Source organism: Mesorhizobium sp. WSM4840 (assembly GCF_055811755.1).
Window position 1 is genome coordinate 83751 of sequence record NZ_JBVVQD010000008.1, and the last position, 15842, is coordinate 99592.

Annotated in this window: 13 protein-coding genes and 1 tRNA gene; 5 read left to right on the forward strand and 9 right to left on the reverse strand. The window is 62.8% G+C overall.

The features are described from left to right. Positions 1-190 precede the first annotated feature (190 nt). From AC0L3I_RS13390 to AC0L3I_RS13405, 4 genes are all read left to right on the forward strand, one after another. Entirely contained in the window at positions 191-967 is a 777-nt protein-coding gene (locus AC0L3I_RS13390; protein ID WP_473527183.1) for a sulfite exporter TauE/SafE family protein, read from the forward strand. Between the two features lie 135 nt (positions 968-1102). After that, on the forward strand, positions 1103-1612 hold the full coding sequence (locus AC0L3I_RS13395; protein ID WP_473486486.1) for a superoxide dismutase family protein: 510 nt from the start codon (positions 1103-1105) through the stop codon (positions 1610-1612). 197 nt (positions 1613-1809) lie between these two features. Continuing rightward, positions 1810-2820: an ATP-binding cassette domain-containing protein gene (locus tag AC0L3I_RS13400; RefSeq protein WP_473527184.1), complete on the forward strand. Its 1011-nt coding sequence runs from the start codon at positions 1810-1812 to the stop codon at positions 2818-2820. Continuing rightward, positions 2817-3623 (forward strand): ABC transporter permease, encoded by an 807-nt coding sequence (locus tag AC0L3I_RS13405; protein WP_473527185.1) that lies wholly within the window; start codon positions 2817-2819, stop codon positions 3621-3623. The genes AC0L3I_RS13400 and AC0L3I_RS13405 overlap by 4 nt, the downstream gene beginning before the upstream one ends. A 68-nt stretch (positions 3624-3691) precedes the next feature. Here AC0L3I_RS13405 and AC0L3I_RS13410 read toward each other — a convergent pair whose 3' ends face one another. The 9 genes from AC0L3I_RS13410 to fdnG all read right to left on the reverse strand — a co-directional run bounded on the left by AC0L3I_RS13410 (position 3692) and on the right by fdnG (position 14238). Further along, a complete protein-coding gene (locus AC0L3I_RS13410) occupies positions 3692-4141 on the reverse strand; it encodes a hypothetical protein (protein WP_473486489.1) in 450 nt (149 codons plus the stop codon). A 16-nt stretch (positions 4142-4157) separates the two neighbouring features. Beyond that, a tRNA-Sec gene (locus AC0L3I_RS13415) sits at positions 4158-4253 on the reverse strand. A gap of 11 nt (positions 4254-4264) precedes the next feature. After that, entirely contained in the window at positions 4265-6208 is a 1944-nt protein-coding gene (selB, locus tag AC0L3I_RS13420; RefSeq protein WP_473527186.1) for a selenocysteine-specific translation elongation factor, read from the reverse strand. Further along, positions 6205-7029, reverse strand: coding sequence for a tetratricopeptide repeat protein (locus tag AC0L3I_RS13425; RefSeq protein WP_473527187.1), 825 nt, complete (start codon positions 7027-7029; stop codon positions 6205-6207). The genes selB and AC0L3I_RS13425 overlap by 4 nt, the downstream gene beginning before the upstream one ends. Continuing rightward, on the reverse strand, positions 7016-8434 hold the full coding sequence (gene selA / locus AC0L3I_RS13430; RefSeq protein WP_473527188.1) for an L-seryl-tRNA(Sec) selenium transferase: 1419 nt from the start codon (positions 8432-8434) through the stop codon (positions 7016-7018). The genes AC0L3I_RS13425 and selA overlap by 14 nt, the downstream gene beginning before the upstream one ends. A 7-nt stretch (positions 8435-8441) precedes the next feature. Then, entirely contained in the window at positions 8442-9359 is a 918-nt protein-coding gene (fdhE, locus tag AC0L3I_RS13435) for a formate dehydrogenase accessory protein FdhE (protein WP_473527189.1), read from the reverse strand. A gap of 152 nt (positions 9360-9511) precedes the next feature. Further along, on the reverse strand, positions 9512-10204 hold the full coding sequence (locus AC0L3I_RS13440; protein ID WP_473486493.1) for a formate dehydrogenase subunit gamma: 693 nt from the start codon (positions 10202-10204) through the stop codon (positions 9512-9514). Next, complete coding sequence (gene fdxH, locus AC0L3I_RS13445; RefSeq protein ID WP_473486494.1) at positions 10191-11141, reverse strand: formate dehydrogenase subunit beta; 951 nt, start codon at positions 11139-11141, stop codon at positions 10191-10193. Before fdxH ends, AC0L3I_RS13440 begins: the two co-directional genes overlap by 14 nt. A 10-nt stretch (positions 11142-11151) precedes the next feature. After that, positions 11152-14238, reverse strand: a complete 3087-nt coding sequence (fdnG, locus tag AC0L3I_RS13450) for a formate dehydrogenase-N subunit alpha (protein ID WP_473527190.1) — start codon at positions 14236-14238, stop codon at positions 11152-11154. A 456-nt stretch (positions 14239-14694) separates the two neighbouring features. Here fdnG and selD point away from each other — a divergent pair, with 456 nt between their 5' ends. Continuing rightward, positions 14695-15768: a selenide, water dikinase SelD gene (gene selD, locus AC0L3I_RS13455; protein ID WP_473527191.1), complete on the forward strand. Its 1074-nt coding sequence runs from the start codon at positions 14695-14697 to the stop codon at positions 15766-15768. Positions 15769-15842: the final 74 nt, after the last annotated feature.

Genomic DNA, 15842 nt, shown 5'->3' on the forward strand with positions numbered 1-15842 from the left:
TATTCTGAGAAGCCACATGACTTTGAAGGTATCGGGAAAGACGTCGATCGAGCGGACAGTTTCCCGTTCGTCGCCATTGTCGATGCCAGGCGTTTGGTGAATTGTGGAAGCATGAAGATATAAATTGCATCCGTTGTAGGCAGCGGTTCCTCTTTCGCCAATTACGACCCGCGCTTTGTTGGAGAGCCAAATGCAGGAATTTATCCTTTTTGCGCTCGTAGGGTTTGTAGCTCAGGCTGTCGACGGGGCTCTCGGCATGGCCTACGGCGTGATTTGCTCGACAACCCTACTGGGGTTTGGCGTGTCTCCTGCACACGCTTCGGCTTCAGTTCACGCAGCGGAGCTGTTTACCACTGCGGCCTCAGGTTCGGCTCACCTCTATCACCGCAATATCGACTGGAAGCTTTTCTGGCGGCTGATGCCATTTGGTGTTCTCGGCGGCGTTCTCGGCGCTTATGTGCTCACCTCGTTTGAGGGAGCGATCATGAAGCCATATGTGACCACATATCTGGCGCTTGTCGGAGCTTGGCTCCTGTTCCGTTCATTCCGGCGGATCCCGAGTAAGCCGGTCCCTGCAGGCGCGGTACCTCCGCTTGGACTTGGTGGTGGATTTCTCGATGCCGCAGGGGGTGGTGGATGGGGACCCATCGTAACGACGGGCCTTCTCGGTTTTGGCGGGACGCCCCGCTACGTTATTGGTACGGTAAATGCGAGCGAGTTCCTCATCACGCTCTCGGTGTCTCTGACCTTCTTGTTTGCATTAGTAACGGGCCATTGGGCGGAGGCAGGAGAGCCAACGGAAAATCTACTCTCTGTCGCCGGCTTGATTCTTGGCGGCGTAGTCGCAGCGCCGATGGCCGGTTGGGTAGTGAAGTCAATCGCAGAAAAGACGCTTCTCAGGCTCGTTGGTATTCTCATCATACTGCTTGCAGGCTGGCAAACCGCGCAACTCTTCGAATTGGTGTAAACTGAAGACACATCGAACAGGTTGTCGGCGTCGCTTCCCTGGCGGCTGTGCGGGAGACAAAAAAACTCAATTGCCAAATGGAACGAAGAGACCCCTTTGTTGTTTGGCTTGCTTGGACAACCGGAGGCCGAGTCGATGAGAAGATTGGTTGCAACAACAGGGTTGGCGCTGGCGGTCGCGATGCCTGCAGCGGCTCAGGACACCGCGACCGCGAAAGCCGAATTCGTCAACATGGCCGGCGAGAAGAATGGCACGGCCACGCTGACCGAGACGGCGCAGGGCGTGCTGATAGCGTTGGAGGTAACAGGACTGCCTCCGGGCGAGTGGGTCGCGTTCCATGTTCATGAAACCGGAAAGTGCGACCATCAGACCGGCCATGACTCGGCCGGTGGGCACTTCAATCCGACGAATGCCGAACATGGATACCTCACTGGAAAAGGCCCGCACGCGGGCGATATGCCAAATCAGCGGGTCGGCGCCGACGGCGTTTTGCGTGCCCAGGCTTTCAACGGCATGGTCAAGCTGGATGGTGGAGAAACGGCGATACGAGGCAAGGCATTGATGATCCACGGCGGACAGGACGACTACAAAAGCCAGCCTGCCGGTGATGCCGGAAATCGTCAGGCCTGCGCCGTGATCGAGTGAAAACCCCAAGATGATTAGAGACCTGTCCGACATATGATCGGACCGGCTTTCAGCCTCAGCGGCCAGGTAGTGGTACGTCGTCGGAGCCTCTGGCACGAGGATAAGCCAGACGGTAAGTTCGTGCGCCTGCAGAGAAATTGACGACGCACCCATCGCGCCGAAGCTGGCCTTTCATTTTGCGACTGCCGGATGATTGCATGAACGATACTTCTCCTATGGGCCTGCCCTCCAAGGGTTTTGTCCAGTCAGCCATTTCCGCCCGCGGCCTGGTCAAGACGTTCGGCAAGCTGCGCGCCGTCGATGGTGTCGATCTCGATGTGCCGCGCGGCATGATTTTCGCCATCCTGGGTCCGAACGGTGCCGGCAAGACAACGCTGATGCGCATGCTCGCGACGCTGTCGCGCCCCGACGCCGGCTCTGCGACCGTGATGGGGCACGATCTCGTGCAGGCCCCGCATGCGGTCCGTGCGGCAATCGCGATGACCGGGCAGTTCGCTTCGCTCGACGAGGACTTGACGGGCCGGGAGAACCTCGTCCTGCTCGCCCGACTCTGGGGTTTTCGCGGTCGCGCCGCGAAAACCCGTTCGGACGACCTGCTCGCGGCTTTCGGCTTGTCCGAAGCGGCGACGAAGCAGGTGAGGGATTATTCGGGTGGCATGCGAAGGCGGCTCGACATAGCCGCCTCGCTGGTCGTCACGCCGGGCGTGCTGTTCCTCGACGAGCCGACTACAGGCCTCGATCCGAACGCCCGCAAGGATGTCTGGGGCATGATCCGCGGCCTCGCCGAGGCCGGCGTCACCATCCTGCTCACCACGCAATATCTCGAAGAGGCCGATCAACTTGCAGCGCGTATCGCCGTCATCGACCACGGCAGGAAGATCGCCGAGGGTACCAGCCGCGAACTGAAGGCGGCCACCGGCTCCGGCTTTCTCCATGTCGCGCTCGCCGATGTTGCACGGGCGGACCAAGCGGCGACCATTCTGGAACGCCGGCTGGAACATCCTGTCCAACGCAGCGCCGAAGGCGCTGAGCTCTCCGTCCTTGCCGGCACAGCGAAGGCCGCCAATGAGGCGCTGGCCGATCTGGTCGCCGCCGGCATCGAGCTGTCGGATTTCTCCATGGGCCAACCCAGCCTCGAGGAGGTCTTCTTCGCGCTGACGGGCCAGCCGGGCCTCGGTGAAAGCCGGAAGGCAGGTGACAAGCCATGATCGACACGACATCCCTGCAGCGGCTGCAAAGCGTCGCCCGACCTAGGACCCCATCAGCCCTTTCCAACGCGCTGGTCTTCGGGTGGCGCGCGGTGCTGAAATTCAAGCATGTGCCGGAGCAACTCTTCGATCTGGTGATGACTCCGATCATGTTCACCCTGCTCTTCACCTTCGTCTTCGGCGGCGCGCTCGCCGGTTCGCCTGGCGAGTACCTGCAATTCTTCTTACCCGGCATCCTGGTTCAGACCGTGGTGTTCAACGCAGTCTATTCGGGCATGGGTTTGTCGACCGACCTCGGCAAGGGCTTATTCGACCGCTTCCGATCGCTGCCGATCTGGTCGCTGTCTCCGTTCGCCGGCCTGATGGTGGGTGACATCCTGCGCCATTTGATTGCCGCCTCGATCATTCTCACCATCGGGCTGATCCTCGGCTACCGGCCTGAGGCAGGCATCCTCGGCGTGCTTGCCGCCTTCGCCATGCTGATCGCCATCGGGTTCGGCATGGGCTGGGTATTCATCGTGCTCGGCCTGCTGATCCGCACGCCAACCACGGTGATGACGCTCGGCTTTACCTTCCTGTTCCCGCTCGTTTTCGCCTCAAACATCATGGTCGACCCCGGCACCATGCCGGACTGGCTGCGGGCCATCGTCGAAGTCAACCCAGTGTCGCTGATGACGACGGCGCTGCGCGGGCTGATGGCTGGCGGGGCGACGCTCGGTCAGGTCGTCCTCGCCCTGATCGCGCCGATGGCGCTGACCGCCATCCTGGCGCCGACGACACTATGGCTGTATCTCAGAAGGTGAGAGGAGCCAAACGGTCGCAGTCCTGATCGCCTGAGCGTCAACAATGCGCCCGGATGGACCTGCGCTTCTTAAAAGTCGACACGGGGCGTGTCTTGCATCTGGCGCTCGAACAGGAGCCAGAAGGGCGATCCACGGGTTTCGGCATACCAATGTTCGAAACCCGCCAGGGTCTCAGGAATGTCATTGGCGGATTCCTCTTCCTCCGACGCCCGGAATATCGCCAGCACAACCTGGCCGAAACGCGCGATCACCTCCGAGCGCGCTTCGCTGTCGGAATTCCAGCCGAGTCGCGTGCGCAGCGTGGCGAAGGCGCTGGCGACGGCTATCTCCTCACTGTCGGCCGATGCCATGGCCTCGGCGATCGCCTGAATGAGATTGAGCCGCCTGAAGGCGAAGGCGCGCTCTTGTTCGAGCGCCGCGATCCGGACTGCAGCTTCCCGTCGGAAACGGCCTTCCGCGACTTTGGCGGCCTCGGCCGCTGTCTTGAGCTCAACGAGAAAGCGGGTTGTCACCGTCATCGCGCCTTTGCGAGAGTGGCGGAAGAGAGTGGGAGTCGAACCCACCAAGGACCGGCTCGCGGCCCCTCCCGGATTTGAAGTCCGGACGCCCCACCGGGGACGATGCTCCTCCAGAAACTTCCGCTATTGCCGGCTCACTATCGGCCGGTGAAACAGATCCCGTCGATGCCTGTTGACGAGCCGCAGGTCGCCGCGTCGCAAAGTGACGCCATGCCTATCGAGAAATTCAAGGATCTGGATGGCAACCTTGCGCCCGCTGCCTGCACGATCGCGAAACTGGGCGGCGTTAAACCGCCCGCCCGGCTCGGCCGCCGTCAGGTCGTCGACGATTTCGACAATCCCGGCCAATGCCGGGCGCAGGAAGAAATGATCATGGGCGACTTCGTATACTCTCCCGATGCGGCCGGTAAGTTTCAGGATCCGGCGGATTTCCGTTTCCGGCTTCGCCAACATATCGGCTATATCGCGGACCCTCGGCGGATGATATCGCGTCGAGCCGCCGATGAGCCGCTCGATTTGCAGCCACAGCGTTTCGTCCTGCGGTGTCAGACGGACCTCATGGCCGGGCAGCCGCACCCAGGCGCCGTCAAGGGCGAGCTTGCCGGCGCGCGCCAGCATTCGCAGAGCGGCTGCAAACATCGGCGCCGGAAGTCGTGGGTCAAGCTGAAGGCGCAATCTCTCCATGCCGATTCCCGGCAGATCCGGATTGTCCGCGTGAAAGGTCTTCAAGTTCGCGGCCAGGCCGAGCCTGAATTGCATCCAGCATGCCGGCGAGAGAACGAACAGCGTTTTCCTGATGGGAATGCAGACCAATCCGAGGCTGTCGACCAGTCTCTGCGTCTCGTCGCTGCCGAGCGCCCGGTCGCGCGCGAATGAGCCAAGGTCAAGGTAATGGGGCGGCGTGTCGAGCAGTGCGGTGACAGCAGCGTCGGGATCCGGGACGGCATATGCTTCGATCTGGATAAGCCGTTCCGGCGTGCGGCGCTTCCGGCTCGGCGCCCGCAGATCGATCAGGCGTCCGCCGCCGATGGTCCGCTGCGCCGAGGTGTCGCGCACAACATAGGGGTCGCCAGCGGCAGCCGCGATCGGATTGTCCAGCACCAATTGAACCTTGGCGACGCCGCCGGGTCTGACCGGCTCGTCACTGAGAAGCACGACCCTTGCCCCAACCTCGGCCGCAGCGTGGTGGAGGCGTACCGGGAACCACTGGCCGATCGGCCTAGGCTCTCCTGGCAAGACGCGCAGCCTTGCGTCGATCCGACCCGTCGGCGCGTGAAGTTCCGGGTCGAGTATGATGTCGCCGCGCCCGATCGCCTCCTTGCCGATGCCGTCACCAGCCAGGTTGAGCGCGCAACGGTCTCCTGCCCGCCCGCGCTCAGCCAGCCTGTTCTGGGCGTGGATCGAGCGAACACGCGCCGCCAGGCCCGACGGGCTAACGACAAGGTGGTCGCCGACGCCGACTGATCCTGAAAGGACCGTGCCGGTCACGACAGTGCCGATGCCGTGCAGCGTGAAGCATCGGTCGACCGCCAATCTGAATCGTCCAGAGGATGCGCGGCCGGCAAAGCGCGACGCCTCCTCAAACAAGAAATGCCGCAGATCGTCGATACCGTCACCGCTGACGGCCGAGGTGGGCATTATGTTTGCTTCGGCAAGTGCTGTATCGGCAAGCGCGGCACGGATGTCCGCTTGAACGGCGGCGCGCCGTGCGGGCGCGATCAGATCGGATTTGGCCAGCACGACCGCGCCGCGCCTGATGCCGAGCAGATCGATGATTGCCAGATGTTCGCGCGTCTGCGGCATGATCCCGTCGTCGGCGGCAATGACCAATAGCACGAAATCGATGCCACTGGCGCCGGCGAGCATCGTATGCACGAACCGTTCGTGCCCCGGAACATCGATGAAGCCGATGACGTCCCCGTTCGGTGCCGGCAGGTAGGCAAAGCCGAGATCGATGGTCATGCCCCGCGCCTTTTCCTCCTGCAGGCGGTCGGTGTCGACGCCGGTCAGCGCACGCACCAGCGCGGTCTTGCCATGGTCGACATGGCCCGCCGTGCCGACGATCATGATCCGTCCCCCGTCAATGATGCCGCGGCACGATTTTCGGCCTCGGCGGTCTCGTCAGGGGTGAGGCCGGCACGCGCGGCCGGCAGATACCGCTCGGCGAGCGAGCTGCCTGCTGCGTTCGCGCGCAGAAGCCAGGCATATGCCTCGACCGCGTCGGCCTCGACACCCGCTCCCAAGTGACAGGCGGCGCCAAGCATGGCCTGCCCGTCCGCATCCCCGCGCACGGCAGCCCGACGCCACCAGCGGACTGCCTCAGCGGGATCGCGCGGCACACCGAGCGCATTGTGATGGATCATGCCGAGCCGTGTCATGGCCGACGCTATTCCCTGCTCGGCGGCGGCAGTCCCCCAGCGCCGTGCCTCTGCTGGGTCGGGATCGAACACCTCGCCTTCGAGCAGCATCCAGCTCAGCATGTCCTGCGCCGGTCCGTCGCCTTGCTCCGCGGCTGCTCGGTAGAGCTCGGCTGCGCGGCCGTAGTCCTGCGCGACGCCCTCGCCGCGGAAATAGAGCGACGCCAGGTTCCGCCGCCCGACGGCATCGCCGGCCTCGGCCGAAAGCGCCAGCCAGCGGAAGGCGAGGTCGCAGTCCCGGTCGACGCCAAGCCCTTCTGCGAAGCAGGCGCCGATATTGTTCTGCGCACGCGCGACCCCAGCATGAGCGAGCGGCTCCCATATGCTCAAGGCGACCGCATAATCGCTGCGCCTGGCCGCTTCCAAGGCCTTTGCCAGACGTTCGGCGACCGGCACGTCAGCCGGCCGGGGCACGTCAGCCGGCCGGGGCACTTCGGCCGGCCGGCGCGCGAGGCTCTCAAACCAGCGCATCGGCTCCTCCAGAATCGAAGCCGGCGAGGTTTGCACAGAACCCCGCTTCGTCTTCGAGGCAGCGCAGATCGAACACAAGCGCCCGGTCCTCGATGCGCCCGATCACGGGAACGCGCAGCCCGCGCAATGCCGCTGCAAGCGCTCCCAGCGACTTCCCGCCGCCGGACTTTACCCGTACAACAAGACCGGCGCTGGGTATCGTCTCAAGCGGCAGGGCACCCGAACCGACCTGACTGCGGCATTCCACAGTCTCCACCACGAATGCCTCACCCAGAGCATTGGCAACCATGGGGGCAAGGCGCTCCGCCTGGGTTGCGATCTCGGCCGAGGGGCGCGTCAGCAATCTCAGCGTCGGCAGTCTCTCCGCCAGGCGATCAGGGTCGCGATAGAGCTTCAACGTCGCCTCCAGCGCGGCGAGCCGAAGCTTGTCGACGCGGAGCGCCCGCTTCATCGGATTGCGGCTGATCGCGGCCAGCAGAGCCTTGCTGCCGACGATAAAGCCCGCCTGGGGTCCGCCGAGCAGCTTGTCGCCGGAAAAGGTGACCAGATCCGCGCCGTCGGCAATCGCCTCGCGCACGGTTGGTTCATGCTTGAGGCCATAGGCAGCAAGATCGAAAAGCGTGCCGGAGCCGAGGTCGTGGACCAGGGGCACGTCCTGCGCCTTGGCAATGGAAGCCAGTTCGCGCGCGCCCACCTCAGCCGTGAACCCCTCGACCCGGTAGTTCGAGGTGTGCACCTTGAGGACCAACCCGGTCTTCCGGCCGAGCGTCGCGACATAGTCCTTCGGATGCGTGCGGTTGGTGGTTCCGACCTCGACCACCTTGGCGCCGGCGCGGGCCATAATCTCGGGCATCCTGAACGAGCCGCCGATCTCGATCAATTCGCCGCGCGAGACGATCGCCTCGCGGCCGAGCGCCAGCGTGTTGAGGACAAGAAGGACAGCGGCCGCATTGTTGTTGACCACAGTTGCGTCTTCCGCTCCCGTCAGTTCGCAAACGAGCGAACGCAGATGATCATCCCGCTCGCCGCGCTTGCCTGTCTCGAGGTCGAACTCGAGAGCGACCGCTTCGCACATTGCAGAGCGCACCGCCTCGATCGCCTCCTCAGCCAGCGGCGCCCGGCCGAGATTGGTGTGCAGCACCGTGCCGGTCAGGTTGAAAACCGGTCGCAGGGAAGGGCGCTCTGCAACCTTGAGTTGTTCAACCGCGTCGGCGGCGACGTCGCCGGGCTGCGGCACTGCTGCTCCGCCGAGGCAGGCCTCCCGCGCTGCGGCAAGTGCCGCGCGGACAGCCGCCGTCGCGACTTGCCGGCCGAAGCGCTGGATCGCCGTGGATCCGAGCGGCGTCTTCAATATCTCATCGACCGATGGAAGATCACGCAGGCGACGTGCAGGCAAAGCGGTCATCGCGTCCTCAGTATCCGACAAGGAATGGGTTGAACGACCCGCGACGGTAGCCGCTCTCGCGGACGAGCAGGTCCAAGCCGAGTGTCGCCACGTCATCGGCAACCGGATCAAGGGTCGGATCCTTGTGCTGATGCAGGATTTTCACATAGCAGCCGCATGAATCGCAGGTCTCGGCCTTTACAGTGCCGGGTCCGCCTTCGACTTCCACATAGCCTATTCCCTTGGTCGAGCCGCACAGGGTGCATTTGATGCGGACATAATTCCAGAGCGTGCCGCAGAGCGAGCATGCACAGAACCTTGCCCCGTGGGAGCCATGCCAACCGACGATCATCGAGGACACCGGCGGCCCGCCGCAGACGGGGCATGCGCCGTCACCTACCGGGACCAGCGTGGAGGCGTCGAGGCAAGCGGCAAGACGCGCGAAATGAAGCTGCAGCGCTGCCGCGACATAAACATGCTCGGCCAATGCGTCAGCCGCGATTGCATCGGCGAGCACGTTGCGCACCATGGCATCGCGCTCTGCAGGCGTGGCCAGCTTCAGTCGGTCGAGCGCGTCTGCCGCGGCGCGAGGCTTCTCGATGGCCGAAGCCGCCAGCACCAGGCGGTCGAGCGTCTCGAAGAACGCCCCGGAGGCGAACCTGTCACGATCGAGTGGAGGCATCCCGAAAGCGTTCGCCCGTTCACGCACCTCCGTTTCCGGCAGATCCGGATCGGACAGGCCGTCCTGTATGCCGTGCTGGACATCGGCGAGAGCAGCGAGAAAGCGGAGATAAGGACCGAGTTCATCGATTTCGGCCAGCGCATTCAACCGCTGCGCGCGTCGAACGAAAAGACGCGTCGGATCAGGCAGACGGACGTAAGGCGGCGCCGAGACTTCACCGATGGCGGTGGGATCGATATCCGACGGAACGATCTGCTTTGGCATACTCACCTCACGAACCACACGGGCCACGTGGTTGGCTGACTAAGCGCGTCGCGTCTGAAGGGAATCATGCGACGCGCTTAAGTTTTTGCTTCTATGCATGTCGTTGTCCAAAAACCGCTGCGTACTTTTGGGCGACATGCATTAGCGCCCGCTCATTCGGCGGGCTTCGATCCCGATCTTCCGCCCGGTTTCGTAACAAGTTCCCGCAACCATTTGCGATGATGCCGCCAGGCCCAGCCGCCCGTCACCGAACCGCGTATCATGGCGGGAATCGTGCCTCGCACCCAGAGGGCGGAATAGGCGTGGATGATCCAAACGCCGATCATCGCAACGGCGGCGATGGCATGAATGAGGAGCGCCATCCGCTGTTGACCGACCGTCGTGTAGGCGGAGAAATACTGATCCCAGATGACCAGGCCACTCGATATCAGGATGATGATCAAGACCGACATGGCCCAGAATACGAATTTCTGGCCGGCATTATACTTGCCGACTTCCGGCACGTTCTCCTCGTGATTGGCCAGCACGTCGCGAAAGCGCGTGAGCCAGGCCCCATCTTCGCGCTTCCACAGATTCGCCTTCCAGAACCGGATGAAAAGCCCGAAGAAGCTGAAGAAGAGAACGACGCCGATCCACGGATGGATGAAGCGCGCGAACTGGCCACCACCGAACAGTCCTGACAGAAAGAAAAGGCTCGGGTGAAACAGCGCGAGGCCGGACAGGGCAAGCAGGATCAAGCTCGCCGCCGTGATCCAGTGATTTATCCGCGCGCCCACCGTATACCGGTCCACCGTGACGGGCTTGCCCGGATGTACTTTACCAGGTTCGACATCATGCGCTGTCATGGCGGTCACTCCGCACTAGCCGTTCGGCATTCTCCTCATCCGTGTCCGAAACCCTGTTCGGCCCCATCACCAGATGGTGGAGAAGGCCGACGCCGGCCGCGACCCCAAGCACGGTCAGGCCGGCATATTTGGTGATGCCCTTCCACGCCTCCACGAGAGGACTGATCCTAGGCTCCTTCGGCAGGCCGGAATAGAGTTCGGGCTGATCGGCGTGATGCAGCACGTACATCACGTGCGTTCCGCCGACACCTGGCGGATCGTAGAGGCCGGCATTGGCATAGCCGCGCGCCTTCAGGTCGGTAATGCGGCCCTCGGCATGCTGCTTCATCTCTTCCTTTGTGCCGAAGACGATTGCCTGGGTCGGACAGGCCTTGGCGCAGGCTGGACCCTGGCCGACGGCGACGCGGTCCGAGCAGAGGGTACATTTGTAGGCCGTATGGTCGACGCGGGATATGCGCGGGATGTTGAAGGGGCACCCCTTGATACAATAGCCGCAGCCGATGCAGTTCTCGTGGACGAAATCGACGATGCCGTTGGAATATTGAACGATAGCGCCCGGCGCCGGACAGGCCTTGAGGCAGCCCGGATCTTCGCAGTGCATGCAGCCATCCTTCCGGATCAGCCACTCGAGATTGTTCGTCTCTGGGTTCTCCCACTCGCTGAAGCGCATAAGCGTGAACATGTCCGGCGTCAGGTCGGGCGGATTCTCGTATACGCCGGCGTTGACGCCGATCTCCGGATGCGTGTCATTCCACTCGATGCAGGCTGTCTGGCAGGCCTTGCAGCCGATGCATTTCGAAACGTCGATGAGCTTGGCCACCTCTGTCAGCCGCTCGGCCGGCGCGGGTACCGTTGAGGCGGAGCGACGGACGAGATCCTTCTCCGAGAAGCGGGGCGTCACGTCCGTTACCGAGGGATTGGCAATTGGAGGAAACATCGCCGCCTCCCTATGCTACCGGCCCGGAGACGGGCTCGATATTGACTAGAAACGCCTTGTATTCGGGCGTCTCGATGTTGGCGTCGCCGACATAGGGCGTCAGCATGTTCGGGCCGAATCCCTTCTTTGCCGCTCCGGTGAAGCCCCAGTGCAGTGGAATGCCGACGATGTGGACGGTCTTGCCGTCGCAGGTCAGCGGCTTGATCCGCTTCGTTACCATCGCCTTCGCCGTGACAGAGCCGCGCTTGGACCAAACGCGCACCCAACCGTCCTTGGCGATACCTTTTTCGGCCGCAAGCTGTTCCGATATCTCCACAAAGAACTCCGGCTGCATCACAGCGTTGACGATGACGTGCTTGGTCCAGAAGTGGAAATGCTCGGTCAGGCGGTAGGAGGTCGCCGCATAGGGGAACTCCGCCGAGGCCGGCTCGGCGAACTGCCTGAAATCCCCTTCGAATACCCGCGCTGCCGGGTTGCCCCGGACGTTGGGCGCGACCGGATTGATGATCGGCGATTCGAACGGCTCGTAATGCGCCGGGAAAGGTCCGTCCCGCATCATTCCCCGGGTGAAGAGGCGCGACACGCCTTCCGGATTCATGATGAACGGGCCGACCTCGCCGGGCTTCGCTGTCGGCGCGATGTCCGGGACGTCATAACCCGACCATTTCGCCCCGTCCCACTCGATCACCTTGCGGTCGGGATCCCAGGCCTTGCCGTTCAAATCGGCCGACGCCCTGTTGTAGAGGATGCGGCGATTGGCAGGCCACGAGAACGCCCACTTCAGGTAGGCGCCGGTCTCGTCGGGATCGTCAGTATCCCGACGGGCCATGTTGTTGCCCTTCTCGTTGAAGCAGCCGGAATAGATCCAGCAGCCGCAGGATGTGGAGCCGTCGTCGCGCAGCGCGGCGAAGCCCGGCAACAGTTTTCCGGCCTCGGCAAGCACCTTGGTCGGATCGGCCGTGTCCGTCACCGTCGCGAGCGCTCGGCCATTGATCTCCTGAGCGATTTCCTCGGCCGTCGGATCGCCCGGATCGGCATAGGGCCAATGGAGATTGAGGATCGGATCGGGGAAGGCGCCGCCTTCCTTGCGATAGAGTTCCTTCAGGCGAAGATGGATCTGCGCCATGATCCAGGTGTCGCGCTTGGCCTCGCCCGGCGGCGTGCCGCCGGCCCAGTGCCACTGCAGCCAGCGCCCCGAATTGGTAAGGGAGCCGTCGTCTTCGGCAAAGCACGTCGACGGCAGTTCGATCACTTCGGTCTGGATCGCCGACGGATCGACGTCATTGTGCGCGCCGTGGTTCTCCCAAAACCGCGCCGTCTCGGTAGCCAACGGGTCCATGACGACCAGGAGCTTGAGCTTGGAGAGCGAGGCCGTGATCTTCTGCTTGTTGGGGAACGCTTGCAGCGCGTTGAAGCCTTGGCAAAGATACAGGTTGATCTTGCCCTGGTGCATCATATCGAAGGCGCGCAGCACGTCGTAGCCGGGCACGTCGAGCTTCGGCAGGTAGTCGTAGGCAAAGTCATTTTCCGGGGTTGCCGCCGAGCCGTACATGGCCTTCTGGAAACTGACGAAGAACTTCCTGTAGTTCTGCCAGTAGCTCATCTGGTTCGGCCTGAGCGGCTTGAAACCGCGGGTCGACATATAGGCGGTGAGGTCCGGTTCCTTCTCGTTGGGCAGCGTCAGATAGCCAGGAAGCAAGTTCGACATCAGACCGACGTCGGTCAGCCCCTGGATGTTGGAATGGCCGCGCAGCGCGTTCATGCCGCCGCCGCGAACGCCGATATTGCCCAGAATGAGCTGCAGCATCGCCATAGCGCGGATGTTCTGCGAACCCTTCGAGTGTTGCGTCCAGCCGAGCGCGTACATCGAGGTCATCGCCTTGGTCGGCGACGAGCACTCCGCCACCATCTCGGCGACCTTCAGGAACTTGTCCTTCGGCGTGCCGCAGATGCGCTCGACCATCTCCGGCGTGTAGACCGCGACATGGTTCTTCAGCAGGTTCCAGACGCAGCGAGGATTTGCCAGCGTATCATCGACGACGGCGAAACCGTCCGCGCCGACCTCGTAGTCCCAGCTTGACTTGTCGTAGTCGCGCTTCGCCTCGTCGTAGCCGGAAAACAGGCCGTCCTGGTAAGTGAAGCCCTGCTTGACGACATAGCCGGCGTTGGTGAACGCTTTCACATAGTCCCGCTGCACCTTGTCGTTTTCGATGCAATAGTTGATCAGCCCGAGCAGGAAGGCGATGTCCGTGCCTTGACGGATTGGTGCATAGAGATCCGACACCGAAGCCGAGCGCGTGAAGCGCGGGTCGACGACAATGAGCTTGGCGCCACGGTTGGCCTTCGCCTCAGTGACCCATTTGAAGCCGCAAGGATGGGCCTCGGCGGCATTGCCGCCCATGATCACGACAAGATCGGTGTTCCTGATATCGGTCCAGGAATTCGTCATTGCTCCGCGGCCGAATGTTGGGGCGAGACTCGCCACCGTCGGGCCGTGTCAGACACGTGCCTGATTATCGAACACCAGCATGCCCGCGCTGCGGACCACCTTGTAGGTCTCGAACGCGGTTTCATTGGTCGTCGCCGAAGCGGCGAGGAAGCCGGTGGTGATCCATCGGTTGACCGTCACGCCGTCATTGTTCGTCGCGACAAAGTTCTGGTCGCGATCGTCCTTCATCAGGCGGGCGATGCGGTCAAGCGCGTTTTCCCACGTTGTCGGCTCGAACTTGTCCGCCCCGGGCTTGCGGATCATCGGCTGCTGTAAGCGGGTCGGGGCCTTGACGAAGCCGAGCAGGGCCGAGCCCTTGGGGCACAAGGTGCCGCGGTTGGTTGGGTGGTCGGTATCGCCCTCGATATGGGTGATTTCGGCCTGTTCGCCCTTCCTGAGATCGCCCTTTGAGTAGAGGATCACACCGCACGCCACTGAGCAGTATGGGCACGTGTTCCGTGTCTCGGTGGTGTTGGCGAGTTTGAAGGATCGTATCGCCTCGGCATGTGCGGCTTCGATATCGCCGAAGCCGAGAGCTCCAAGCGTAGTACCGGCGAGACCCGCGCCTGCCGTCTGCAGGAACGCGCGCCGTGACAGTTCGATGTTCATTTGAATGTCCTCCCGAAGCGGATGCTCCGAAGGGCATCCCGAACCAAGGGTACGAGTGCATTCTGATCCAAAACAGGACAATGTCAAACAAAGCAAAGCGTTCCGACTGCTCTGCATTTTCTTACTGATTATAGTTGACGATATAACTCATGTTTTAGGACGAGAGTGCGATTGACGCTTGTCCAAGGATAATCTTAGAGTGCTGCGTGGTATTGGAAACGGCTCCCGCGTGCCGGGGCGCTTTTCGGACGACGGCCGACGGTGGCGCAAGCGTGCGCTCCGCGGCTGCGCATGTGTCCGCTTTTCCCCTCTCACCAAGCGTCTTCGGGCCGCTCTCACCGTTTCCGCGTCTGATCTCTCCGTTCCGTCAAATCGGTTCCCCGAACGATCGCCGGTGTACGGCCAACGCCAATTCCACTCGGTATCTCGCTCGGTGCCAATCTAAGGAGGCTTGCCATGGCAGTCGCCCTCTCTCCTGAAGTCGCCGATGCTCCTGTGCTTCGCTTGACCAGTCTCGCCCATGGCGGGGGCTGCGGCTGCAAGCTGGCGCCGTCCGTCCTTCAGCAGCTTCTCGCAGACCAGGTCGAGACCAATCCCTTTCGTCAGCTTCTTGTCGGCACCGAGACCGGAGATGACGCCGCTGTGTGGCAGCTTGACGAGGACACCTGTGTCATCGCCACCACCGATTTCTTCATGCCCATGGTGGACGATCCGTATGATTTCGGGCGGATCGCCGCGACCAACGCGATCTCCGACGTCTATGCGATGGGCGGCCGGCCAATCATGGCGCTGGCCATTCTCGGTATGCCGCTCGACAAGATGCCGACGCATATGGTCCGAGACATTTTGAAGGGCGGACGGGCAGTTTGCGCCACCGCCGGAATCCCGGTCGCCGGCGGCCACTCGATCGACTCGCCGGAGCCGATCTATGGTCTTGCCGTGATCGGTACATGCCGGCCCGATGACGTCCGGCGCAATTCGGGCGCGAGGCCGGGAGACGCCTTGATCCTGACGAAGGCACTCGGCGTCGGCATCTACTCCGCCGCCTTCAAGAAGCAGGCGCTCCCGCCCAGCGCCTATGTCGAGATGATCGCCTCGACCACCCTGCTCAACCGGATCGGATCGGAGCTCGCGCAGGATGAGAGTGTCCATGCGATGACCGACGTGACCGGTTTCGGCCTGCTCGGACATGCTCTCGAGATGGCGCGCGGCTCAGGCTGTCTTCTGGTCATTCGTGATCGCGACGTTCCGCTCTTTTCCGAAGCCGTGCTGCTGGCAGAGCAAGGATTTGTCACCGGCGCTTCGCGGCGCAACTGGGCGAGCTATGGCGACGCGGTGCTCCTGCCCACCGATATGCCGGAGTGGCGGCGCCATCTTCTCACCGATCCACAGACTTCGGGCGGGCTGCTCGTCGCCTGCGAGCGCGACAGAGCGGCGGCCCTGGTCGAAAAGATTGTCGCGGATGGTTACACGTCGGCTTGCGTGATCGGCGACGTCAAGCCCGGCGCACCCGCGATAACGGTCCAGTGAAGCCGCTATACAGGCGCGCCTAATTTAGCGAGGCGAGGTGTGAACGTGATGAAATCCGTAATCGTCGAAAATCA

Coding starts and splice junctions, on each gene's coding strand:
- selA (WP_473527188.1), bottom strand. CDS start 8,434: ATGACCGCTTTGCCTGCACGTCGCCTGCGTGATCTTCCATCGGTCGAT.
- AC0L3I_RS13410 (WP_473486489.1), bottom strand. CDS start 4,141: ATGACGGTGACAACCCGCTTTCTCGTTGAGCTCAAGACAGCGGCCGAG.
- AC0L3I_RS13400 (WP_473527184.1), top strand. CDS start 1,810: ATGAACGATACTTCTCCTATGGGCCTGCCCTCCAAGGGTTTTGTCCAG.
- selB (WP_473527186.1), bottom strand. CDS start 6,208: ATGATCGTCGGCACGGCGGGCCATGTCGACCATGGCAAGACCGCGCTG.
- fdhE (WP_473527189.1), bottom strand. CDS start 9,359: ATGCCAAAGCAGATCGTTCCGTCGGATATCGATCCCACCGCCATCGGT.
- AC0L3I_RS13440 (WP_473486493.1), bottom strand. CDS start 10,204: ATGACAGCGCATGATGTCGAACCTGGTAAAGTACATCCGGGCAAGCCC.
- AC0L3I_RS13425 (WP_473527187.1), bottom strand. CDS start 7,029: ATGCGCTGGTTTGAGAGCCTCGCGCGCCGGCCGGCCGAAGTGCCCCGG.
- AC0L3I_RS13395 (WP_473486486.1), top strand. CDS start 1,103: ATGAGAAGATTGGTTGCAACAACAGGGTTGGCGCTGGCGGTCGCGATG.
- AC0L3I_RS13390 (WP_473527183.1), top strand. CDS start 191: ATGCAGGAATTTATCCTTTTTGCGCTCGTAGGGTTTGTAGCTCAGGCT.
- fdxH (WP_473486494.1), bottom strand. CDS start 11,141: ATGTTTCCTCCAATTGCCAATCCCTCGGTAACGGACGTGACGCCCCGC.
- AC0L3I_RS13405 (WP_473527185.1), top strand. CDS start 2,817: ATGATCGACACGACATCCCTGCAGCGGCTGCAAAGCGTCGCCCGACCT.
- selD (WP_473527191.1), top strand. CDS start 14,695: ATGGCAGTCGCCCTCTCTCCTGAAGTCGCCGATGCTCCTGTGCTTCGC.